17 protein-coding genes and 2 tRNA genes are annotated in these 24,616 nt (G+C 38.4%); 12 read left to right on the top strand and 7 right to left on the bottom strand.

Features of this window, described 5'->3' with window-relative positions; genetic code table 11:
* The first annotated feature begins 173 nt into the window (after positions 1 to 173).
* Entirely contained in the window at positions 174 to 857 is a 684-nt protein-coding gene (locus tag ACYVHJ_RS15585; RefSeq protein WP_460516378.1) for a hypothetical protein, read from the top strand.
* Positions 858 to 1,019: 162 nt separating this feature from the next.
* On the opposite strand, the gene ACYVHJ_RS15580 is transcribed toward ACYVHJ_RS15585, so the two are convergent.
* The 4 genes from ACYVHJ_RS15580 to ACYVHJ_RS15565 form a co-directional block, all read right to left on the bottom strand.
* Positions 1,020 to 1,586: a transposase gene (locus tag ACYVHJ_RS15580; RefSeq protein WP_460516375.1), complete on the bottom strand. Its 567-nt coding sequence runs from the start codon at positions 1,584 to 1,586 to the stop codon at positions 1,020 to 1,022.
* Positions 1,587 to 1,684: 98 nt separating this feature from the next.
* The gene (locus ACYVHJ_RS15575; protein WP_460516372.1) at positions 1,685 to 2,842 is read right to left on the bottom strand and encodes a DUF4221 family protein; all 1,158 of its coding nucleotides are present in this window, start codon (positions 2,840 to 2,842) and stop codon (positions 1,685 to 1,687) included.
* Between the two features lie 119 nt (positions 2,843 to 2,961).
* A complete protein-coding gene (locus ACYVHJ_RS15570) occupies positions 2,962 to 4,116 on the bottom strand; it encodes a DUF4221 family protein (RefSeq protein WP_460516369.1) in 1,155 nt (384 codons plus the stop codon).
* A gap of 102 nt (positions 4,117 to 4,218) precedes the next feature.
* Positions 4,219 to 5,358, bottom strand: a complete 1,140-nt coding sequence (locus ACYVHJ_RS15565; protein WP_460516366.1) for a DUF4221 family protein — start codon at positions 5,356 to 5,358, stop codon at positions 4,219 to 4,221.
* A 157-nt stretch (positions 5,359 to 5,515) separates the two neighbouring features.
* On the opposite strand from ACYVHJ_RS15565, the gene ACYVHJ_RS15560 reads away from it, so the two are divergent.
* Positions 5,516 to 6,613, top strand: a complete 1,098-nt coding sequence (locus ACYVHJ_RS15560) for a transporter substrate-binding domain-containing protein (protein WP_339903492.1) — start codon at positions 5,516 to 5,518, stop codon at positions 6,611 to 6,613.
* A gap of 42 nt (positions 6,614 to 6,655) precedes the next feature.
* Here ACYVHJ_RS15560 and ACYVHJ_RS15555 read toward each other — a convergent pair whose 3' ends face one another.
* Complete coding sequence (locus ACYVHJ_RS15555; RefSeq protein ID WP_339903491.1) at positions 6,656 to 7,192, bottom strand: RNA methyltransferase; 537 nt, start codon at positions 7,190 to 7,192, stop codon at positions 6,656 to 6,658.
* 186 nt (positions 7,193 to 7,378) lie between these two features.
* Between ACYVHJ_RS15555 and mutS the strand changes: the two genes are divergently transcribed.
* The 3 genes from mutS to ACYVHJ_RS15540 all read left to right on the top strand — a co-directional run bounded on the left by mutS (position 7,379) and on the right by ACYVHJ_RS15540 (position 10,363).
* A complete protein-coding gene (mutS, locus tag ACYVHJ_RS15550; protein ID WP_460516361.1) occupies positions 7,379 to 9,979 on the top strand; it encodes a DNA mismatch repair protein MutS in 2,601 nt (866 codons plus the stop codon).
* A gap of 135 nt (positions 9,980 to 10,114) precedes the next feature.
* Positions 10,115 to 10,187, top strand: a tRNA-Gly gene (locus ACYVHJ_RS15545).
* A 92-nt stretch (positions 10,188 to 10,279) separates the two neighbouring features.
* A tRNA-Leu gene (locus tag ACYVHJ_RS15540) sits at positions 10,280 to 10,363 on the top strand.
* A gap of 83 nt (positions 10,364 to 10,446) precedes the next feature.
* Here the strand turns inward: ACYVHJ_RS15540 and ACYVHJ_RS15535 are convergent.
* Entirely contained in the window at positions 10,447 to 12,603 is a 2,157-nt protein-coding gene (locus ACYVHJ_RS15535; RefSeq protein ID WP_460516358.1) for a ligand-binding sensor domain-containing protein, read from the bottom strand.
* A gap of 322 nt (positions 12,604 to 12,925) precedes the next feature.
* Between ACYVHJ_RS15535 and ACYVHJ_RS15530 the strand changes: the two genes are divergently transcribed.
* Positions 12,926 to 14,206, top strand: a complete 1,281-nt coding sequence (locus ACYVHJ_RS15530) for a sensor histidine kinase (protein ID WP_460516355.1) — start codon at positions 12,926 to 12,928, stop codon at positions 14,204 to 14,206.
* 141 nt (positions 14,207 to 14,347) lie between these two features.
* Here ACYVHJ_RS15530 and ACYVHJ_RS15525 read toward each other — a convergent pair whose 3' ends face one another.
* Entirely contained in the window at positions 14,348 to 14,731 is a 384-nt protein-coding gene (locus tag ACYVHJ_RS15525) for a hypothetical protein (RefSeq protein ID WP_460516352.1), read from the bottom strand.
* A gap of 714 nt (positions 14,732 to 15,445) precedes the next feature.
* On the opposite strand from ACYVHJ_RS15525, the gene ACYVHJ_RS15520 reads away from it, so the two are divergent.
* The 6 genes from ACYVHJ_RS15520 to ACYVHJ_RS15495 all read left to right on the top strand — a co-directional run bounded on the left by ACYVHJ_RS15520 (position 15,446) and on the right by ACYVHJ_RS15495 (position 24,062).
* Positions 15,446 to 16,885: a helix-turn-helix domain-containing protein gene (locus tag ACYVHJ_RS15520; protein WP_460516349.1), complete on the top strand. Its 1,440-nt coding sequence runs from the start codon at positions 15,446 to 15,448 to the stop codon at positions 16,883 to 16,885.
* Between the two features lie 699 nt (positions 16,886 to 17,584).
* Positions 17,585 to 18,271 (top strand): 3-keto-disaccharide hydrolase, encoded by a 687-nt coding sequence (locus ACYVHJ_RS15515; RefSeq protein WP_460516346.1) that lies wholly within the window; start codon positions 17,585 to 17,587, stop codon positions 18,269 to 18,271.
* Positions 18,272 to 18,303: 32 nt separating this feature from the next.
* Entirely contained in the window at positions 18,304 to 21,480 is a 3,177-nt protein-coding gene (locus ACYVHJ_RS15510) for a PVC-type heme-binding CxxCH protein (protein ID WP_460516343.1), read from the top strand.
* Between the two features lie 154 nt (positions 21,481 to 21,634).
* Positions 21,635 to 21,934, top strand: a complete 300-nt coding sequence (locus tag ACYVHJ_RS15505; protein ID WP_460516340.1) for a Dabb family protein — start codon at positions 21,635 to 21,637, stop codon at positions 21,932 to 21,934.
* A 14-nt stretch (positions 21,935 to 21,948) separates the two neighbouring features.
* A complete protein-coding gene (locus ACYVHJ_RS15500; protein WP_460516337.1) occupies positions 21,949 to 23,163 on the top strand; it encodes a Tm-1-like ATP-binding domain-containing protein in 1,215 nt (404 codons plus the stop codon).
* Between the two features lie 41 nt (positions 23,164 to 23,204).
* Positions 23,205 to 24,062 carry a phosphoenolpyruvate hydrolase family protein gene (locus ACYVHJ_RS15495; protein WP_460516334.1) on the top strand — a complete coding sequence of 286 codons (858 nt, stop codon included), beginning with the start codon at positions 23,205 to 23,207 and terminating at the stop codon, positions 24,060 to 24,062.
* Positions 24,063 to 24,616 lie beyond the last annotated feature (554 nt).

Raw genomic sequence — 24,616 nt, 5'->3', positions numbered from 1 at the left:
ATAATTTTATATGACAATAGATATGCCAAATGTCATTTGCGTTCAGCGTAATTTAACGTGTATTTTTTGTCAATAGTTAACCTTAAAGTTATTGAATATCTTTAAGAAATAAAAGAATTAGATTGATAGCATCGAGGCGGGAATAAAAACAATTCCAGGAGAACTTAACCTTTGTGGTCTTTGAGATCGCGAAGGTTTTTAATGACTTTGTTTACGAAAAAGACCTTTGTGGTTTTGGAAACCCCAAAGGTCAGGGGAACTTAACCTTTGTGGTCTTTGAGACCGCGAAGGTTTTTAATGACTTTGTTTACGAAAAAGACCTTCGGGGTTCTGGAAACCCCAAAGGTCAGGGGAACTTAACCTTTGTGGTCTTTGAGATCGCGAAGGTTTTTAATGACTTTGTTTACGCAAAAGACCTTCGGGGTTTTGGAAACCCCAAAGGTCAGGGGAACTTAACCTTTGTGGTCATTGAGATCGCGAAGGTTTTTAATGACTTTGTTTACGAAAAAGACCTTTGTGGTTTTGGAAACCCCAAAGGTCAGGGGAACTTAACCTTTGTGGTCATTGAGATCGCGAAGGTTTTTAATGACTTTGTTTACGCAAAAGACCTTCGGGGTTTTGGAAACCCCAAAGGTCAGGGGAACTTAACCTTTGTGGTCTTTGAGACCGCGAAGGTTTTTAATGACTTTGTTTACGCAAAAGACCTTCGGGGTTTTGGAAACCCCAAAGGTCAGGGGAACTTAACCTTTGTGGTCATTGAGATCGCGAAGGTTTTTAATGACTTTGTTTACGCAAAAGACCTTCGGGGTTTTGGAAACCCCAAAGGTCAGGGGAACTTAACCCTTTGTGGTCTTTGAGATCGCGAAGGTTTTTAATGACTTTGTTTACGCAAAAGACCTTCGGGGTTTTGGAAACCCCAAAGGTCAGGGGAACTTAACCTTTGTGGTCTTTGAGATCGCGAAGGTTTTTAATGACTTCGGTTACGAAAAAGACCTTCGGGGTTTTGGAAACCCCAAAGGTCAATATTTTTCTAAAGTAAATTCTTCAGGTAGAAAAAGATCAGTATTTGAGTTGTGAGTGGTAATAAACCCATTTAACCCACCAAACCACTTTATAACCAGTTCTCTATTTAATTTGGATTGGCTTTTGGATAAATAGCTTCTATATGAAGAAAATTTCCACTCCGACGGAGCTCTGGTTAATCCGTGTTTTACCGGATTAAGATGAATGTAAATAACTATCCTGGTTAAATATTCCTCCGTATCAATTTTCTTGCGTTTAAATTTCCGTTGAAACAACGCGCCATTTCTACTAAATACTTTGTTATAACTTTTAGAATAGGAGTTTAAGAAATCTGAAAATCCTTTAACAATCAATTCATTGGTCGAATTTTCTTTTATGTTTACCAAAAGATGGAAATGGTTGGGAAGAAGACAGAAGGCTAAAGTATCCAATTTGTCATCAAGATAATAACAATATTTTTTTATGAAATATGCATAATTGTCATCGTTGCGAAATAGTATTTCATTTCCAATTGTTCTGGTATAGATATGATACATTCCCCCTACTTCAAATATATCGGTCATAACTTGTATTAGGTTGGTTGAATAAAAATACAAATTTTTCTATAAAACATATCCATAGACCTTCGGGGTTTTGGAAACCCCAAAGGTCAGGTTTCAGTTTACCAGGATATATCCAGCCTTACAAAACCCATCTCGTCTTCGATATTTTCAAATAGCCATAATTTGCCGTCTTTGGCAAAGTGGAAGGAGGGTGTACGATCCAATTGAGGAACAGCTCCTTCTGCCATCAAATTAAAATCCTTATCCAAGACGCTTAGATAAACTGTTGCTCCAATAGGCCGTGGAAAGAGTCGTTTCTCTTTTGGTATGTTATTTTCATCAAAAATATATTGAAAAGAAAATCGATAGTAGACCTTTCTTTTATCATCCCAAACAGGTGCCTTGTAACTGATGTCTTTCTGTATTTTTAGAGCATAGGTTATAAACTGATTCTTACTTGAAACTTCTGGTGGATAAGTGCCTGACTTTTCATTGGGAATAAGCCGGCTATTAAAAGTTATATGTCTTAGCGAGTCTGCGTCTTTGTCTAATACGTAAAGTTCACTACTTGCTTCGGTTCCCAGTATGACTTTTCCTTGCTCAATGTTTAAATAACGTTGAGGACCAACAATGGCAACTGTCCTCTCTTCTACCAATGCAACATCAAAATTTTTGGCTTTCTCAATGACTGGAATTGGGAGTTCTTTAATTGTATTATTGGCTGGTTCTATTAAAATAAAAGAACGTTTTTTATCTTCAAAATTGTGAATTAGAGAAGCAAATTTACTACCATCTGAAGCTATACTAACCGTTTTATAGGGCCTGTCACCTTCTTTTAACTGGCCTAAACTAATTCCTATTTCTTTAATACCAAAGCTTTCTATTTTTTCTCCTTGCCAGTTAAAAACACCATCGTTATAAAAAGTGCTAATAAAAAGCATGTCTTCGTTAATGAGTGAAAATGCAAGAATACTATGGCCAACTGCATTTGGGCCTTCCTTTTCTAAGCGGTACTTTTTTTCAAATGCTAAGGTATTTAGGTTGATTTGCTCAATGGTATATTCCTTGGAGTTGATGTTATATAGGTGTTTTTTATCCTCACTTAGTGTACTTAAGCCCAAATTGCTATTAAGGAATAGAAATTCTTTACCTTGATCTATCACGACGGTGTCTAAGGATATTTCTAAAGAAGGTAGTGCATCACTGTCACTGGTGGATTTTGAATGGTTACACGCAAAAAAAATAAATAGAGTAATGCAGTAAAAGCTGGATTTCATTGGCTTAAAGTTTGAGAATAAAATTTAGTGGATAGTTTTTAGTTATCCTAAATTTTTAAGGAATTCTCAAAAATCTGAAGTGATTTCCTTCCCTAGGCTCTAATTTTCTCTACAGTTGTTCACCATTTAATATCCAACCTTACAAATCCCATTTCATCTTCAATATTTTCAAATAGCCATAGTTTACCGTCTTTGGCAAAATGAAAAGGGGGACTTTTACTTAATTCAGGTACTTTCCCTTCTGTAATTAAATTGAGTTCCTTGTCCAAAACACTTAGGTAAACAATTGCCCCGGAAGGTTGTGGAAAAAATTGATTTTCATCAGTAACCTTAGATTCATCATAGGTCATCTGATAAGAAAACCTATAATAAACTTGTTTTTCCTCGTCCCATACAGGCGCCATGAAATTGATCTCTTCTTTAATTTTGATCAGGTAATTTCTAAACTGAGTACGGTCACTGACTTCACTGGGATACTCTCCTGTTTTTTCATTGGGAGTGAGTTGGCTTTTGAAAGTAATGTGTTTGAGGGAATCGCTCTCCATTTCCATAACATAAAGTTCACTACTTGCCTCCGTTCCCACTAATATTTTGTCACCTTCCTTCAATAGATACCGGTCCAGACCGGTTGCTGCACTTCCTTGCCCTTCTCTTAAAATAATCTGAAATTTTTGTGCCTTTTCGATGGCAGGAATGGCAAGTTTAATAAATGTGGATTGATCCAGATCTATCAATGCTAGTGAATTAGATTTTTCTTGGAAATTTGAAATTAAAGAAACGAATTGATTTCCACCGGGTGTCCGACTGATGGTTTTAAAGGGCCTATCTTCATCTACTAACTGGCCTTGTCCTTTTCCTAATTCAGTAATATTGAAAGTTTTAAGCTTTTTGCCTTCCCAATTAAATATACCTTCATGCTCATAGGTGCTAAAAAATAATCTATCCTCATCTATCAGAGAAAAACGGAAAAAGTATTGACCTATACCATTTGGCCCTTCCTTTTCAAACCTGTGAATTTTCTTAAATGCCAATTTGTTGAGGTCAATTTGTTCAATTAAGTACTCTTGAGGATTGACATTGTATAGGTATTTTTTATCATCACTTAATGCACTTAATCTTAATCTACTATTAAGGTATAATATTTCCTGCCCCGGATTAATTAACACAGTATCCATGGTGATATTTAAAGATGGGGAAGCTCCGTCTTCTCCTGTTTTTGGACCACTACAAGCAAGTATTAAGCAAAAAGCAAAGCAGTAAGCACTGTATTTCATAAGGTTATCAGTTTAGACTAAAAATTTAGCTGATAAAATTTTAATTTCCTAAAAAATTAGTAATTATTTTTAATTTGATCTTTTTTGGCCGGAATGAATTGATTACCAATTGATATCCAACCTTACAAAGCCCATTTCGTCTTCAATATTTTCAAATAGCCATAGTTTGCCATCTTTGGCAAAATAGTATTCAGGGGTTTGGTTCAATTGAGAAACCTGGGTTTCAGCCAACAGTTTGAAATCTTTGTCCAAAACACTTAGGAAGACCTTCGCACCCTTGGGCTGGGGAAATCCCTGCATTTTTTTTGTCTCATCAAAGAGGGATTGAAAAGAAAACCGGTAATAAACCTGTTTTTTTTCATCCCAAACCGGAGGCATGAAATTGATGTCTTCCTGAATTTGCTGATGTAATTTTGCCAATTCAGCTTGATCACCCACAACAGCAGGATAGCTACCACTTTTTTCACCAGGCGTTAACCTGCTTTGGTAAGTTTTGTATTGAAGGGAATCATTTTCAATATTCATTACGTAGAGTTCATGGCTTACCCCTGTCCCTAAAATAATTTGATCCCCCTCTTTAACAAGGTAATGAACATTTCCCAAGGCAATTTCCATCCCTCCACTGTTGAGTGTAAGATCAAAATTTCTTGCTTTTTCTATGGCCGGAATAGGCCATTTGATCATGTTTTTCTTTTGCTGGTTGATTATGGCCAGCTTACTGGATTTCTTTTCAAAATTTTGTATCAAGGATACTAGTCGAGATCCTTGATCTAAATATAAAGTTTTGTATGGCCGGTCTCCCTCTTGATGTTGGTTCAAGTCCTTACTGATTGCTGTAATATCAAAACTTTCGATTTTATTACCCTGCCAATCGAAAATATGATCTCTAGGAAAGGAGCTTATAAATACCCTTCCCTTATCAAGGATGCTCAATGCAGAAACATTGTCACCGGTTCCATCAGGCCCTTCTTTTTCGAACCCATATTTTTTCTCAAAAGCCAATGTGTTGAGATTGATCTGTTCAATGGCATTTTCCTGACTATTGAAATTATATAGGTGTTTTTTATCATCGCCTAGGGTACTTAATCTTAATTTACCGTTAAGAAATAGTATTTCCTGACCTGAATCGATAATCACAGTGTCCAATGTAATATTTAATTTGGCCAGATCACTTTTCACCTCCTTATGGTTATTGCAAGCGCAGATAAAGGTGAAAATTACCCAATAAAAAGTATTTCTCATATTTAAATTTTTTTGTAGATAATTTTTTTTTGGCAAGGCCTAAACCTACGTCTTTTAGGTGCCAAATGAACGTTTATACATCATATTGGAAGTGTTTTAAATTCAATTTATTGAAATAAATCAATAAATTAGAATGTCTTTAATAAAACATAATCACATGTTTCAAAACCATCAAGCCCAAAACTTAATCTTATCAATACTATGCCTTTTACTCCTAACCACAAGCCTTCAAGCCCGTCAATTGCGCTTAGACATTGATACTTTGCTTGTGGGAGTGGCAGGAAGTGAGCCGTTTGTATATGGTGAAGGGCAGGATGTTAGCGGGATTTCAGTGGAGATTTGGGAAGAATTGGCAGCCAAACATGGGTGGAATTATTATTTTAAGTCCTATACTACTGTAGATGCCGCTTTGCATTCCTTGGAAGAGGGGGCATTGGATTTGGTAATTGGGCCTATCAGTATTACCTCCAGCAGGGTGGAAAATTTTAGGTTTTCCCAACCTTTTTATAATTCTAGTTTAGCCATCGTTTCCCGGTCAGCTAAAATGAGTTTTTGGGACAAAATCAAACCCTTCTTTAGTGTCAGGTTATTAATTGCAGTTTTTGTGTTCTTATTTATTTTGGCCATTGTAGGCACCATGCTTTGGTTGGCTGAAAGGAAGCATTCAAAGGATCAATTTCCTGAGGACCCGGTTGATGGTATCGGCAATGGGATGTGGTTGGCCATTGTGACCATGAGTACTACAGGATATGGAGACAAGGCTCCAATTACTTTAACCGGAAGAATAATTGCAGGAAGTTGGATGATTATATCCATTATTTTTGCTACCTCCATGGTGGCCGGAATTGCCAGTACCCTGACCCTGAACTCTTTGGGAACCTCGCCAATTTCAAATATTGAACAATTGGCCAATAAGAATGTAGCGACGATAGCCAATTCCCCTTCGGAAGTGTTTATAGAAGAGCACAATGGCAATGCTTTAGGTGTCCACTCCTTGGAAGAAGCATTTTCAAGGTTGAAAAATGAGGAAGTGGCTGCCGTTTTGTACGACCGTCCCCAACTGTTGTTCCATCTCAAGAAAGTGGAAGATGAAGAATTGTTTATGGCCAAAGCAGAATATTACAAGCAGGGGTATGGTTTTGCCTTTCCTTTAGAAAGCCCTTTAATTTATGAGGTGAATCGAGCACTATTGGAGCTGGCAGAGGATCAGGAAACAGATGAAATTATAGACAAGTACCTCAAAAGAGAGGAATAATAAAAAGGTCAAAAAATTTCAATTAACATGTGTTTTACCTTTCTATTTAAAGGCTTTCATTTTGCTGACCATGTCCCAGAGTGTTATGCCAATACTTACAGAAATATTTAACGAATGTTTGGTTCCAAATTGAGGGATTTCCAACACTTGGTCTGCAGCCGATACCACATCTTCTTCCACACCAAAGACCTCATTACCAAAAATAAAGGCATATGGTTTTCCTGGTTTTGGAGCAAATTCATTGAGAGGGGTGCTGTGAGAAGCCTGCTCCAAAGCACAGATCTCATATCCTTTATTTTTTAATCTATTGATTATTTCTAATGTGCTCTCATGGTGTTCCCAGTCTACCGATTCGGTGGCGCCCAGGGCTGTTTTATGAATTTCTCTATGCGGGGGTTTACCTGTAATACCACATAGGAAAATTTTTTTCACCAGAAAAGCATCAGAAGTCCTGAATGCCGCCCCTACATTGTTAAGGCTACGGACATTATCCAATATCAAGACCATTGGATTTTTCTCGACCTCTTTGAAATCTTCTATAGAGAGCCGGTTGAGTTCATCCATGCTGAGTTTTTTCATGGTAGAAAATTTAAAATTTTTAACACGCTGATTCAATGAGTGATAGGTAAAATAATACCTTCAAGCGATCAAATTTACTTATTTAATGGCATTAAAAACAATGTCAAAGGGAAGACAGGTTTAAATTTAGGTTTTGTTTCCCTTACATTCTTAATTAAATTCATGTCCTGAAACAGAAAAAACACGATGGGCAAGACGAAAGCCAAAGAAACCCCTTTAATGAAACAGTACAATGCCATCAAGGCAAAGCATCCCGGAGCTATTTTGCTTTTTAGGGTAGGGGATTTTTATGAAACCTTTGGAGAAGACGCAGTAAAGGCAAGCAAGATCCTTGACATTGTCCTGACCAAAAGAGCCAATGGCTCTGCCTCTCATATAGAGTTGGCCGGGTTTCCACACCATTCTCTGGATACTTACCTCCCCAAGTTGATCAGGGCAGGAAATAGAGTGGCAATCTGCGACCAGCTGGAGGATCCAAAGGAGGTAAAGGGAATTGTAAAGCGAGGGGTTACAGAATTGGTGACACCCGGTTTGGCTTACAATGACAATGTACTGGATAAACGTCGGAACAATTTTTTAGCCAGTATTCAATTTGGGAAAGAACGATTAGGGATTGCGTTTTTAGATCTCTCCACGGGAGAATTTATGTGCGCCGAAGGGCACCAATCCTATATTGAAAAGCTTTTACAGAGTTTCAACCCTTCTGAGGTTATCTATTCCAAAGCTGCTAAGGTGGCTGCCGGAACTTTGTTAAAAAATGATTTTCATACCTTTCATTGCGAGGATTGGGTTTTTCAGCCTGCTTATACTTATGAAAAACTCACCAACCACTTTGAAACCAATAATCTAAAAGGATTTGGAGTGGAAAACATGGAGCTGGGCATTACTGCGGCGGGTGCCATTCTTTATTATTTGGAAGAAACGGAACACAAGCAAGTCAAGCATATTGTTTCCATCTCCCGTATCGCTGAAGAGAAATATGTGTGGTTGGATAAATTTACCATTAGGAATTTAGAGCTGGTATATCCTCAACAGGAAGGCGGCGTGCCTCTTATTCAGATTTTGGACCGCACCCAAACACCCATGGGGAGCCGGATGATGAAAAAGTGGTTGGTATTACCACTAAAAGAGAAAGCATTGATTGTAGAAAGGCAAAAATCAGTCGGCTTTTTCTATGAGCATTCAGAGTTAAGAGAAGAGCTTTTCTCCCACCTCAAGCATGTTGGTGACTTGGAGCGGTTGATTTCCAAGGTGGCTGTGGGCAGGATCAATCCCCGGGAAATGAACCATCTTAAAAAAGCCCTCAATTATACCCTGCCAATCAAGGAGCTGCTAAAGACCCAGCAAAATGGCGCTTTAAAAAAATTGTCTGACCAACTGAATTCTTGCTCCTATTTGCTGGAGAAGATTGACAAAGAGCTAATGGAAGATGCACCCATGCTAACCCATCAAGGGGGGATCATAAAAAATGGTGTGGATTCGGACTTGGATGAATACAGGAAGTTGGCCAATTCAGGGAAAGATTACCTAGTTCAAATTCAGCAAAGGGAAGTACAACGTACAGGGATTACCTCCTTGAAAGTAGCCTTCAATAAGGTGTTTGGCTATTATTTGGAAGTGAGCAATACCCATAAAGACAAGGTGCCACCGGAATGGATACGGAAGCAAACCTTGGTGAATGCAGAACGATACATCACCGAAGAGTTGAAGGAGTATGAAGAAAAGATATTGCATGCTGAAGAGAGGTTGATAGCCTTGGAGCAAAAGTATTTTCAACTTTTGGTTCAGGATGCAGGGGATTATGTAGAACAAATCCAGCAGAATGCAAGGGTCTTGGCTACATTGGACTGCCTTTTAAGTTTTGCGGAGGTGGCCTCGGAGAACAATTATAGTGCTCCAAAAATCGCCGACTCAGATGCCATTGAAATAAAAGATGGCCGACACCCTGTCATTGAAAAGCAGCTGGCCATAGGGGAGGATTATGTGCCTAATGATATATACTTGGACAATTCCAGTCAGCAGGTAATCATTATTACTGGCCCCAATATGGCGGGTAAATCAGCCCTGCTTCGACAAACAGCACTGATTGTGTTGATGGCCCAGATGGGGAGTTTTGTTCCGGCTTCATTTGCTCGGGTGGGTATAGTTGATAAGGTTTTTACCAGAGTCGGTGCCTCCGACAACCTTTCGAAAGGGGAGTCCACTTTTATGGTGGAAATGACTGAGACCGCCAGTATTTTAAATAATCTTTCTGATAGAAGTTTGGTGCTAATGGATGAAATCGGAAGAGGTACATCCACCTATGATGGGATTTCCATTGCTTGGTCCATTGTAGAGTATCTGCACAACCATCCCAAATGCAAGGCCAAAACATTATTTGCTACCCACTACCATGAACTGAATCAGCTGGCCAACGATTTCCCCAAAGTGAAAAATTTCAATGTGGCTGTAAAAGAGTTGGGGAATAAGGTGGTATTTATGCGGAAGTTGCAAAAAGGGGGAAGTGAGCATAGTTTTGGTATTCATGTAGCCCAAATGGCCGGGATGCCCAATCCCGTGGTTTTACGCGCTGCAGAAATCATGAAGTTTCTGGAGAAGGACAAGCAGCTTCAGCAGCACAAAGACAATATCAAAGATATACCCAAGAACAATTACCAATTGAGTATGTTTGAACTGGATCCAAAATTTAAACAAGCACAAGAGTTATTGGAAGCATTGGATATCAATACCATTTCTCCGGTGGAGGCGTTGCTTAAATTAAATGAGGTTAAAAAGATGCTGGAATAATTTATCCGCTTTATTGTCAGGGGAGTAGCAATAAGTTGAGAAAAATTTCTTTCGGAATATTGGACTTTAAAAATTAAGGCGTAAATTTGCATTCACAATCGCGGAAATAAACGTTTTTCTGTGTGAAAGTAACAAGCGAAAGTAGCTCAGCTGGTAGAGCACGACCTTGCCAAGGTCGGGGTCGCGAGTTCGAATCTCGTCTTTCGCTCATATAAAGCCCTTGAAGAAGGGCTTTATTATTTAGATGGCAATTATAGTGAAAATGGCTATGCTTTTTCTATATTAGTTGTCGCTAATGTTGCCGGGATGGTGGAACTGGTAGACACGCAAGACTTAAAATCTTGTGACCTCACGGTCGTGCGGGTTCGATTCCCGCTCCTGGTACACTGGTTATGCTGTTAGGCAAACATAAAAAAGCCGCTTAAATATATTTTAAGCGGCTTTTATTTTAGGTGGTTTTTAGTTTTTTACTCCCAATACTCATAATATCTCCCCATCCAGTAAGCTACGAGGTAATAAGTGCCACTTACTTCAGTTTTCCCCCCTCCGCTAATTTTCAATTGTTTTGGGTTGGTGTTCCATCTAAAGGTATTGCCTTCCGGTGAAGGGATGGCGGTGTAAGCTTGTGGGCTTCTTCCTCTGCCAGGAAATTCATCTATCCTGAGGTCCCAGCGATGGCTGTTATCGATAGACCAGGTAATCATGTCCAAAGGAAAAGTTTGGATTTCATGCAATGCGATGTTTAAATCCTTGTCTTCTTTTAATAAGGCGCTGGCAATAACGTTCCAAACAGGCATATTATCTGTTTGTACTGCTTTCCAAGATCTTTGGAGGCTTTGTAGGTAGAGTGGGTAATTGGGATCTTCTTTGGGTGTGTATTTTAGTAAATTGTAGTAAGGAAAGAAATTTAATATGTCATCAGAATGACTGATATCAAAAGGATCTGTCATCTTGGCCTGTAAGGCATTTTGTGCATAGCCTTCTTTCTCTATCAAATGCTGGTAAACTTTTTTGTATTTGGTCTTTCCTGTGAAATGATAGGCTGTTTGTAAGGATGATAGGATTTGCAATGAGTTCAAACCTTTTTCGTAATACCAATTGGAAGATCTGTTCAGGGAGTCGGGAGTCCAAATGGCCCATCTGGTAGGTTTGCCATCATAATCAATCAATTGCAGGTCATTGTCTACAATATGGCTAACGATCCTGTCAATTAAGTCAACCACCTTCTCTTTATCTGCTTCATCTGCTACGAAATCATGGTACAGGGCCATGGAGAATAGATGTCCCACAATTTCGTCTGAGCTGGTGTCGTCGAGCCATTGCCATTCTCCGTCAGGTGATGGGTGCCAGTTTTTAGGGTGAGGAGACCTGGAGGGAGCCAAAAGATCTTCTGATCTTACATAAGACCTTGCGGGATATCCTGGTATTCCTGTTACTGTTTCTAGTCTTTCCAACGCTTCAAAAGTACGTTTTGCCTTGGCCTTGGCATCTTCACTTTTGGTGACAGCGTATCTAAAGGATTCGGCAATTAAATAGCAGGAAGTCCAAAGACCATCATTGTCTTGATTTTCTAGAAAGCTACTGTTAATGTCACCGGAGATGGCTAGTTTAGACCTGTTGATGATGCCTATCCTGTTGTGTCTTTTTTCGATGATGTCTTCGATGCCATTGGCCTTTTCTTCCAAGGTCATGGCTTTTAGTCCAATTTCGGAAATGCCATTGGGTGTCGCCACCCATACTTTCCCCGGTTCGATGGCTAGGATGTCGTTGATCTGATCATCAACCAGCCATCTTTTGCTGGTATAATACCTCCAGTTTTTGCCCTTGCGAATCAGGCCTTTTGCAGTGCCTATCCATAACAAGCTGTCTGTTTCAAGAATTGTTGTTGCCGGACCGTAGGGCAGTCCATCAGCACCTCTTTTGAGCCAGTGGTTACCGTCTGAGGCAAGAGCGGCAATTGCTTTTGGGGAGCTAAATAAGATGTCGTCTCCTTTCAGTCCGGTGGTGACAGTCAGGTATTGGCTGTTATGGCCAAGTGCCAAGCCTATTTTGTCGATGTCCAGCCATTCTGTTGATTTTTCCTGCCAGAGTCCTTCGTCTGAAGCAATCCAAACGGTGCCTTCACTGTCCTGTGTGATGGCATTGATCTTTATTTCCGGGAAGGAAAGGTCTTTTTCCCAGGAACCATTCCATAGGTACAAGCCGTGGGTAGTTGCAGTGAGTAAGGAGTTTTTGTCTAACCAAAGAGTGGCGGTGATGGCTTGCCGTGCATGGGTTCGTGGAGGGTTAGGAATTCTTTCCCCTTTTTCAGACCATATCGTCTTGTCGTTGTTCATCCAAACGGTTTGCCCTTTGTCAATGCTGGCATTGATTATTCCGGAAACATAAGGTCTGCCTGTCCATTTTTCGTTTTGGTAATAAAATATGCCATGGGAGGTGATTGCTTTGATGCGGTCTTGATTTTTAAACAATTTAATTACATCGAGCCCAGCTTGTGGGGGTAGTGAAATGGTCTGGCTATATTCCTGGTAAAATTCTCCTGAATGAAGTTTTTGAGAGTAGGTATTGAAGGCGCTCAAACATAGGATGAATAATTGTAAAAGAATTAATTTTATTATTTTCATTTTTGATGTTTCTATATTTAATTATTCCGATAGGTGATATGATTGGATTTTGTATTTTTATGCTTAATGGCTAAACTCTTGATATACTACTGATAGCGTCAAAATTCAGGCTATTTTTTTTATTTCCTAAAAGGTCTTAGTTTTGTTAAATAAATAAACTGTTTAAGCCTATTTTTGTTGATTTGCCCAGAATTATATCAATTTTAATATTTACCTAATATGTGAAAATAGCCTTAAATGTGATATGCTATTCAGAATTTGATAGTAACTCTAATTTTTTATATAACACAAATGATGCAGGGATATACTAAAAGATCTAATTATGACTAAACCGCTTAATACTGCTACTACTGAAACCTTATGGAAACAAAAGCAATTGCTTTTGTTAGGGGAGGGGGCAAGAAAGTCGGTTTGGATTGGGCTTTTTACTTATTGTCTATTGGGAAGCTTAACCTTGAGGTATTACAATACCGAGATGCAGGTATCTCCATATATTTTCATTAGCCTAATTACTCCAATTGTTCTACTCGCCTCTTGGTTTATAGGCGGGAGGGTGAAAAATCCATTTATTCTTGCCTATGGGAATTCTATAGGGCTTATTTCTTGTAATGCAGTGCTTACCTCCTTGACCTTGAGTGAAAGATCTTTAGGGCCCTTAATACTTTCAAATATTCCTATTTTTATCATTCCTGCATTACTCCTCGTTTGGAAGAGCAAGCATATGTTAATTTTACTAGTTTATGGTTTGTTTACAAATTTCATACTCTTTGAATTGTATAGTTCTTTTTCAGCAAGTGATACACTTCGTTGGTGGCCGATAGCGGTAGCGATTTGTATAAGCGCCTATTTTTTGGTAGAAAATAAGTATAAGGGGACTAGGGATTATTTTGTGCTCAATCATAATTTAAAAAATAAGCAGAAAGAGCTAGAAGCCGAAATTGATACAAAAAATAAGCTGTTTTCAATTATAGCTCATGATCTGCGTAGTCCCATAGGTAATCTTTATACTTTGCTAGAATTGGCAAGTGAGTACAGTGTGCAAGGTGATAAAGAAAACCTTGACACTTTTTTGAAGGTGGCCAAAGCTTCTTCTAAAAGTTCTTTTGAATTATTGGACAATTTATTAAAATGGGCTCAGGCCCAATTGAATGCGATAGAGGTCGAACTTTTAGAGGTGAATTTGCTTGAAAAAGCCGAGAAGGTGGTTGGAATTTATGCCAATCAAATAAAGGAGAAGCAATTGAAGGTGAAAACGTTAATTAATAAGGAGGATGTGGTTTTGGCGGACAAGCCGGTATTGCAGACTGTTATCCGAAATATCATGTCCAATGCCATAAAGTTTTCTCCTGAAAAAGGAGTGATTGTTATTCATTATGCAGATAAGGTTTTAAGCATAAAAGACCATGGTAAAGGAATGACTGAGGAAAGAGCTGCTGCCTTGTTGTCCGGTAAATTCAATAAAAGTTCGGTGGGAACTAAAGGCGAACAAGGTACTGGCTTAGGCCTTTCCCTGGCCAATGACCTGATGCGAAAAATGGGAGGTAAAATAAGGGTTGACAGTAGTCCAAATGCGGGGGCTACTTTTCAATTGATTTTTAAATAAACAGAATTTTGGTCTAAATTTTAGAGGTTGACTTTAGCAAGGGTAGGCATTGTTGCTAGATACAATAAAGATAAGTGATCTTATTGCTGCAAGAGTTATTTTTTTTATTTTACTAGTTTAGGTTTGGGAAACCGGTCCGGTTTAGGTGAAGGTTATATTGTCAAAAATATGCAATTCAACCGTGTCGCCATTGTCCATGAAATAGCAATCTGCCAAGTTTTCTACAGGAAGTGTACTATTTTTTTGTTCTCCAAAGTGTCCAAGTTTCCCTCTTCCATGGTTATGATATGGAGGGTTAAAATAAAATTTAAGCGAATAATTGGTTATTTCTTTTTTTACTAACTCGTCAGGCATAACCCGATGGATTTTGAAATAATTTGCCAAATGGGACCAAATTTTTTTTTGAGCTGATTCCTCCAATAAGGGAGGTAAAAATAACCTCCGGGCTATTTTTTCACCATTAGGATCTGTTGATCCAAAAGGGTGATGATGAATGTCTAATAGATCTGCAGTAACCAATTTCATATTATAAATGGGTTTGAATTTATAGTTAATATTGTTTTACTCCATCAGACGCATTAGTTCTTGAATAACTAATCATGTAAGCTTAGGAGTAATTATAACAAGTAAATGAATTTATAATATTAATATAGGTATATATTATAAATAAACCAATGGTAAAAGGTAATAATAAATTAAAAAAATTATAAAATATTGGTAAATAGCTTGTTGCCTGACCATATACTATTGATAACTTTTTAAAAATATTGAGATAGTTTTGTCTTTCTCCTATCTAATTACTTAAAATTTAGGGGGCTTTTCTTTTGAATTTAAAAGAGGAACTTCAAGAAGTTGATCAGCGTAAATGGGGCTTACTTTGCACATAGAATGATAAATGCCATATCCTGCTTGAATGCAATTTCACTCTCATCAAATTAGTGGGAAAGAAACAAAGTTTAAGTGAGTCGCATGGAATTATTGGTTATCTTTAATATTTTAATGTTTAAGTTTAATTACCCCCTTATTGCTGATAAAATGTCGGGTTGTTGTAATAAGACGGGGCGTTCAGGTTTTTACGATTTAGAATCTTTTACAGGTTTAATAAATTGTAAATATAAAATTATTAATATTGTCCGCTTTTCTCATCTTTTTAAAGAGCAGAGAAAAAAGAACAATCGAAATAGCTTTACCTAATCAGTTGTCAATAAATAAGTTTTTAATTTAATCAGGTTGTCATTAATGAAATCCTTTTTTGTAAGGGGAAAATTGGTTTTTTTACTTTACTTATTGCAATCATGTGTTCAAGAAAATAATTTTGATATTGTATTGGAAGATTTTGAAGGTGGTTTGTTCTCTGAAAATTGGGAAATTCAGGGCACGGCATTTCATCAACCGGTAAATATCGACTCCTTACAAGATACAGTTTTTAATGTTCATGGCAAATATTTCGCCTATTCTTCAAATCAGGTTCCAGGGACTTTTAAAGGTTCTGGAAAACTAATCTCTAATAGTTTTACCATCAACAGGAATTTTTTAAGATTTCTAATAGCAGGGGATCAGCATGAAACCAGATCCAGCGTCAATTTGATCATTGATAATACTATTGTTAAAACTGCTACCGGCAAAAATGACTTAATTCTTAGAGAAATAATTTGGGACATTCGCAAATACCAAGGTAAGGAGGCCTATTTGGAAATAGTGGATGCTTTGGCTACTGATTCAGAGGAGGGTTTTGATAATAGATTATTGGTGGATCGAATAGTTTTAAGTGATGATAATTGGGATAATAAAATGGTTTTTGAGGATTTTGAAAGTGGAACCTTTAATAGCTGGAATGTAACTGGTGATGCCTTCCGAGAGCCTAATAGCAATAAAAATGTTTATTACCCAATAATAGCAAATGGCTACAAAGGGAATTATTATGCATTTAGTTTTGGGGATTCTCATGATTTACTACAAGGAATGCTTGTTTCTAAGCCATTTAAAATTCAGTATGATAAAATTCAGTTCTTGATTGGTGGGGGAAGCCATGATGGTAAAACATGTATCAACCTTGTAGTTGGTGAAAAAGTGGTTCGGTCAGCAACTGGAGATGATGATGGGAATTTGAGGAGAAAGGAATGGAATGTCAAGAACCTAAGAGGAAGCATTGCTACCATAGAGATTGTTGACCAATATTCCGGCCCTTGGGGACACATAATTATAGATGAAATCCTATTTGTCAACACTCCCTGGTATCAAAGGTATGCTAAAATAGCTGGGGTTGTTTTTGTAATTTTTTTGATAACTATATTCCTACTCCTTAAAATCAGGAAAAAATCCAAGATTGAGATTTCTGATATAGACCGTGCAGCTTTAGAGCAGTTAAAAAATCAAATAATAATCAGTAAAGAATTCACGAATCAAAAATTTAATTTAGCATCCTTTTCTAAATCTGTTGGCATGGATTCAGAAAACATCGAACAGTTGTTTTTAACCGGAGAGGGTAAAACTTTTTCATTTTTTATAAATGAGCTTAGGGTCGAAGAATTTAAAAAAGAATTGCAAGATCCAAAAAACAAAGCGTATACGATGATTTACATTGCAAATCAATGTGGATTTAGTTCCAAAACCTCTTTTTATAGAATTTTCAAGGAGGTCACTAAAATCACCCCTACTGAGTATAAAAAGCTGCTATAAAGTTACAGTAATTTGGATCCATAACACTTTTTTCGTGTAGTAAAGCCTGTTCAATCTAAGTATTCTTCATGTAAAGTTTTTGATGAAAACAATCTGCAATACTCAATTCCAGATTTACCAAATATAAAACACCCTTCACGAAGGCTTTAAGTACGTCATAGAAAAAGGTAGCGATGCAAATTTTATATATGCTTAAACTCGACTCTGCACCCGCAGGCCACCACTTAAAAATTCATAAGTGAACTTTAATAAACATTAGAAATACTTTTTCAAAGTTTGTTCAACGAGGACATCTCCAAGTTTGGCATGAGGGATTCAAGCTCAACCGATTTTTAAAATGTTTTAGAGGACATTTTGATCAGGCCATATTTATCATTTTTGGAATTTGGGATGTCCCAAAGTGCTTTTGGGACATTTTTCGCATGTTTCAGGTTCACTAGACTTTTATATGATTGTACTTTTAAGCGCTGATTATTGAAGCGCTTATGAAGGGAAAAATAATTTTTCCACGCATGTCTTTGGTATTTATTCTTAATTGTTGGCTTGGCTAGAAGGTTACTTTTATTGAGAATGGGCCTACAGAAACAGTGCTTTCATTGCATAGATAGCAACAGATGTTAATAGAAAAATTGAGTATATAAACAAAAGAATTGAAATTCAATACTATTCATAAAATGAATCCATAACCATAATAATACCATGAAAAATCATATAAAAATAGTTAGACCTAAGGAGCAAATGTGCAGCTTGTACAGCTGTACAATAATTTTGTTTTTTGTTTGCTTTGTTAATTTGAATTGCTATGCACAAAGTGAAAATCATACGATTTCGCTTTTTGAAGGAACGTCTTTAGAAGGTTGGGAAGTGGTCAACCCAGAAAACGGGAAATACTGGTCAGTAGTTGATGGTGTAATTACAGGAGGTAATGGAACAATCAATATTCCAACCAACACCTATTTGCGTACGGTTGAAAGTTTTGAGGATTTTGAATTCCGTGCTCTTTTCCGTTTAACAGGTGATCACACCACTGGCCTGATCAACAGCGGTATTCAATACCGTTCCCTCATCGAAGGCAATACTATCATTGGGTATCAGGCTGATATAGGAAAGGGGTATTGGGGAGATATCTACGACGAGCACCGTCGAGGCAAGCTTATGGGCGGAGATCTCAGTACGCTCAACAATATTTTGTACGAAGATGGCTGGAATAGTTATATCATAAGGTGCATAGGAAACAAGCATGAGCTGTATATCAATGGGGTAAAAACGACGGAATATTTCGAAATGGACGCTGAAATTCCTTCAAAAGGAGTCATAGGGATTCAGTTGCACAGTGGCGGGAATGCTAAAATTGAATTTAAAGACATTACAATTACAAAGCTTTAAAGAGCTAGTTACCTAACCGTTTAGCAATACAAATGAAAAGAGCATTCTATATATTCTTTATTCTGATAATCTTAGTTGGTATTGGCTGTAAGGAAAAGACACCTAATTCACCAACAGATGCTGCTGGTAATGAATACATTGATTACAACCATAAAACACAGTCTGCCAGAACGAAATTGTTTACTCCTGAAGAGGAGTTGGCAGGCTTTGAAGTACCTGAAGGTTTTGTAGTAGAATTGGTAGCTAGTGAAAGAGACGGAGTGGTAAACCCTATCCACATAGCTTTTGACGATGCTGGGAAATTGTGGACTCAAACCGCAGAGATGTATCCTATGGATCCGGTTTCGGATATCGCCTGGCATGAATTATTAAATTTAATGGATAATCCTGAAGCTCAGGAGAAAGATCCTAATTTCACAAGGATTTTTGACCTGTACCGTGGCAAAACCAAAGGGAAGGACAAAATATTAGTGCTTTCTGATCTTTATGGAAATAATAAGGTTAAATCCACTATTTGGGCAGATGGACTTGCCATACCCCAAAGCGTTTTGCCTTACAAAAACGGAAGCTTTGTTGCTCAAGGTTCTGAACTCTTTTTTTTAGAAGATACAGATGAAGATGGTAAAGCAGACAAACGAACACCTTTGTTCACTGGTTTTGGAATTACAGATACACATACCATGGCACATGCATTGGTACGCGCGCCGGGTGATTGGATCCATTTTAGCCATGGTGCTTTAAATAAGGGAAAGGTAAGCTCCCTTATTAGCGATGCTGAAGTGCGGATCGACTACAGTAAAATTGCTCGTTTTTCTTTAGACGCCTCAAAAATGGAGCTGGTTAATTCCGGCCTGCAAAATATCTGGGGGTATAAGCTGAGGGGAAATGGCCAATGGTATGGTATTGAAGCCAATGATTTGGGATACTCTATTGTCCCTATGGAAAAAGGGACTGGCTTTCCGGGTATTGGAAATGATCGTATTCGTCCGTATCAACCTTGGATGCCTGAATTGCATGAATTTCGTGTAGGAGGAACGGGTATCTCTGGAGTTGCTTTTGCAGATGATTTGGATGGAAGCTTCCCCAAAGAATGGAAAGATGTGGCTTTCATTGCAAATCCCATTACCAGTTCTATTAACGCTGTGAGAATCTTACGTACCAGCGATGGTTCCGTGACAGCCGAACATTTACCTGATTTTTTGACTTCTCAAGATGACTGGTTTAGGCCTGTCAACATGGAGTTTGGACCTGATGGTAGCCTATATATTGTCGATTGGTACAATAAAATAGTTTCCCATAACGAAGTGGGAACATCCCATCCAGATAGGGATAAATCACATGGTCGTATTTGGAGAGTTCGCCATAAATCCCAACCTTCTCGAGAAATCCCCAATTTTTATGAGGTAAAAACAAGTGAGCTTGTGGCCTATCTGAAATCTCCGTCGATTTGGGCAAAAAGGGCAGCATGGCACCAGATCAGTGATCGTCCTATTGAAGAAACACGGGGCCTTGCCAAGGAGCTTATCGAACTCGCTTCTGATAGTGCTCAAGATGAAATTACAAGAATAATGGCGCTTTGGTCACTGGAGGGTATAAAGCATTACGATCAAAATCTGATGAAGACTTTGTTGGGCAGTCGATTTGATAACCTTAGAAGAGAAGCTGTTCGTGCATTGCAGTCCTTTCCATTAAATGCAGCTGTACTTGCTGCCTTACTTAGAGAACCATCCTCAGATAGCAATCCCATGGTACGGTCTCAGGTATTAAGGACTTTGGAAGCAGTCAATACTGCGAATGAAGCAACTATTGGATTGCTAGTCGAGGCCTGCAAGGAGCCACTTGAAGGTAATGCAATGGGTGGTGCCTATGAAAGAAATTTTGAGCGATTTCTAGCCAGAAAAGCGCTCGAGAACTATCCAACTGAATTGTTGGATTTCTTCAGATCTCCTGTTGTAGAACAATATGAAACATCCAATTTGATCTGGGCTAGCCAAGCCTTGCCCCAAGCTAAAAAGGAACAGGTATTTATAGAACTATGGAAAAACTATACCAAAAAAGAGCTGGATGAAGTGACCTTCGTACTAGTAGCCGAAATGCTAGGTAACAGAAACGTATTGAACTTAGTATTACCAATATTAGAAAATAGGGACATGGCCGTGAAACATGTTTCACTCACTTTAAAGAATCAAGCCAGGGTACAATCAGAAGAATTGACAGAAGCGTTGAAAGCGCCAATAAGTCATTTATTAAAAAGCTCAGATGTTTCAAAACAGATGTTAGGATTGGAGGCCGTTGGAAAATTGAAGATCAAAGGCTTTCGGGCCGAGGTGGTGCCACTGGTTGATGATAATTCTCCTACCGAAATGATCAGATTGTACATGTCTGCACTTATCTTCCAGCCTAATGAAAATAAGGAGACCTTTATCAAGCTTTCAAAAATGGAAACATTGAAAGTTGAGTTAAGGGCTTCCGCTGTTCAGACTGTAGCTGTTGCAGATTTAAATGCAGCCAATGAAATTTTGACTAACTGGGTCCCTAATCTTGATTTGGAGCAGAAGAAAAAGGTCATCCAAAATTTGGCAAACGCTAAAGAAGGCATTAAACTCTTAAAGCTTTTACTTGAACAAGGGCAAACCTATGCCAATGAATTCGATCTGTCAAGTGCAGAAAAAATATATCAATCAAACACATCTGATGAAAAAGGAATGCGGCTTTATGAAGAGGTAAAGAAACGAATTAAGGAGGAAAAAAGTGACATGGAATTAAGGTTACAAACATTTATGACCATAGCGGAAAAAGGAGATGGAAACCCGAAAAAAGGAAAGACGCTTTTCCAGACCTGCCTTATGTGTCATAGTGTTGGAGACCAGGGCTTCGATTTCGCACCTGCCTTAGATGGATCCTCATTACGTGAAAATGAAGCTTTATTGACGGCTATTCTGGAACCCGATGCTGCTGTAGAAAGTAATTATTTAGTTTATCGGGTGACAAAAAATGACGGAAGCAATATAGAAGGGTATTTAGTGAAGAAGGATGAAAGAGGTACCACTTTAGGTTTTATGGGGGGGAGCAAACAGTTCATCCAAGCTTCTGAAATTAGATTTGAAGGTCATTTAGGTGGTCGTTCATTTATGCCTAAAGGACTGATAGATAACTTCTCGGAGGAGCAGGTAGCTGACTTGCTAGCTTATATAAAAACACTCAAATAGCTATAGCAATATACTCTTGAGAATTACAGAAGTTAAATTCTCAAGAGAGGACCTATTATCTGTTCTTGTAAGAAATTTTATGGGAATAGTTTCCTCTTTTTATAGGATCAGAGGTTTAGTAGAAATTTATTTAAATTTGATAATATAAATTACAATGATGACCAGACATTTTGGAATGTTTAAGTTTAAAGAAACGGTTAGTTCTGAAGAAATAGAATTTTGCTTTGTCACGATGAAGGCAATGATTGGAAAGATACCGGGCTTGTTAGGGATGGAATATGGTGCATATGATAGTGGAGAAGGACTTAACGATGGATTTACTCACGGATTTATTATGACCTTTGATAGTCCTGAATCTCGGGATGCCTACCTACCACATCCAGTTCATGAAGAAGTAAAAAACGTAGTAGTCCCAAATTTAGAACGGGTGGTTGTTTTTGATTTTAATGTTTAATAATTGAATTAGGCATGCAGGAAAAAAGTATTGTAGTTCTAGGTTGCTTTGATACAAAAGGAGAAGATTTTACATTTCTCGTAGATTTTCTTATTAAACTGAAACAACCATTAATTACTATCAACGTCGGGGTTATGGAAACGTTGGTTGACTTTGATGTACATATTGGCAATGACGTGGTTGCTGCCGCTTCTGGTGTAGGTTTACAAGCTATTCGAGAATCAGGAGATCGGGGAAAGGCGGTAGAGCTAATGGGGAAAGGAGCTGCGGAAATCCTTGCAGATCTTGTTTCCAAAAACTTAGTAAAAGGGGTAATCGGAATGGGGGGAGGAGGAGGCACCTTTATCATTTTGGAAGCGATGCAAAAAGTAACTTTAGGCATACCCAAGTTGTGTCTTTCAACGGTAGTTGCCAAGGAGCTTTCCAGACAAATTAGAGTAAAGGACATTACCATGATGTCTTCTGTGGTAGATATAGCTGGGCTGAATCGAATCAGTAGATTATTGATTCGGCAAGCTGCTACGGCAATATCAGCTATGTCAGAAGTCACAGAGGATTCTGGGTTGCGAAAAAGAAAAAATATTGCGATTAGCATGTTTGGAAACACGACCAAATGTGTTGACCGGTGTACAGAATTATTAAAGGAGAAAGGATATGAAGTGATGGCCTTTCACGCTACTGGAGTAGGCGGAGCGACTATGGAATCGCTTATTCGTGAAGATGTTTTTGATGCAATATTGGATATAACTACAACGGAACTGGCTGATGAGCTTTGCGGAGGGATTTTAAGTGCTGGGCCTGACCGATTGACGGCAGCGTCTGAAATGGGAATTCCTCAACTAGTAGTTCCCGGCTGCTTGGATATGGTCAATTTTGCCCAAATAGACACGGTTCCTCAAGAATATCAAACAAGGAAACTTTACAGTTGGGCCCCGGATGTAACACTCATGCGAACCAATATATCAGAAAATAAGGTTTTGGGGAAACAACTAGTAGAGAAATTGAAGAACACTACCGGGCCTAGGGAAATTATAGTCCCATTGAAAGGTATCTCACAAATAGATAATGAAGGTGGGGTTTTTTATGATCCAGAAGCAAATAGTGCACTCTTTGAATCAATAAAGTTGACTGCCAAAAATGAAATTCATGTAATTGAAATGGACGCTCATATCAATGATGAATCCTTTGCTAGAGCCTTGGTAGACCGATTATTGAAATTAATGAAATAGTACTTGATATTTAATCGAATTAGAACCAAAAAAAATTTAAAATGCCGAACAAATGGACAGGTAAAGGGAACCCATACACCCGCGAGGAAGTCAGACAACGATTGCAAAAAACTTTGGCTCAAAAGAAAGCCATTATTGGTGCAGGGGCTGGAACAGGAATTAGTGCAAAATTCATAGAAAAGGGTGGTGCCGATTTTCTGATTGTATATAATTCCGGACGATTTAGAATGGCTGGCCATGGCTCCACAGCTGGCCTTATGGCTTATGGTGATGCGAATGCAGTAGCCATGGAAATTGGTGAGTTTGAAGTCTTGCCGGTAGTTGAAGAAATTCCGGTATTTTGCGGCGTTCACGGATCGGATCCTCGAAGACGTATGTGGCATTTTCTGCAACAAGTAAAAGCAATGGGATTTTCAGGAGTCAACAATTTCCCAACCCATTCTATTGTGGATGGTAATTTTAGGGATATCCTCGAAGAGACCGGAATGGGGTTTTATAAGGAAGTGGAAATGGTTCGTTTAGCCTCTGAAATGGACCTGTTCTCATGTGTTTATGTGGCCACTCCAGAAGAGGCCATTCAAATGGCAGAGGTGGGAGCGGATGCTATTATTGCTCATGTAGGAACTACAGTAGGAGGATCAATTGGAGTAGTAGGAGCAACTGTTGATATGGACTTCGCTATCAAACGGACCCAAGAGATCATTGAAGCAGGCCGAAAGATCAATAAGGATATCCTATTCTTAGCTCATGGTGGACCTATAAATACTCCGGATGATGTGAAGGTAATACTCGCCAACACAGATGCTCACGGATTTGTAGGTGCCTCTTCTTTAGAGCGAATGGCTGTAGAATCTTCATTAACAGCATTGACTCAAGACTTCAAATCCCTCAAACTTTAAGTTATAAATTTCAACAATTATAAGGGCGGGTTTTTTGATCTGCCCTTAATTTATTTTTATGAAAGTTATTACTTCCAAAAGCCATTTCGGAGGGAAAATATTCCAAAACCTCCTGAATAGCTTGGTTGGTTCAACCTAATCGGTTTTTGGTATCTTTCAACTATGTGCAGCACAACAGTATGGGCCATCGTCTCCTGATCACAGATGCCTGTTATTAAAAAAATTAATGGCTGGAGGGTAAAGGGCGACCTTGCCTTAAAGCTTTGGAAAGAGGGTTATTGAAAGATATTCCTCAGTATGTTATGGTAAACCATTCAGACCGTATCATGCAATATTAAAGTTATGACTATATAGTCCTGTTGGAAAATAACAAAGTGTAGATCAATAGGTAAACGAAATAGTTCATAAAAAATGCCAGACCAGGTTATCCCAGCCTGGCTTCTCGCCGAGGTGACAGGATTTGAACCTGGGACCCTCCTGACAGCCGTCAGGATACGCTGTCTTCTTGGCTATAGCCTACCGATCCTTTAACCTCTCAATGTATCTTCGACTAC

The sequence above is a fragment of the Cyclobacterium sediminis genome, assembly GCF_054781075.1.
The sequence above is the reverse complement of the archived record's forward strand: the minus strand, read 5'-3'. Positions and strand labels throughout refer to the sequence as shown.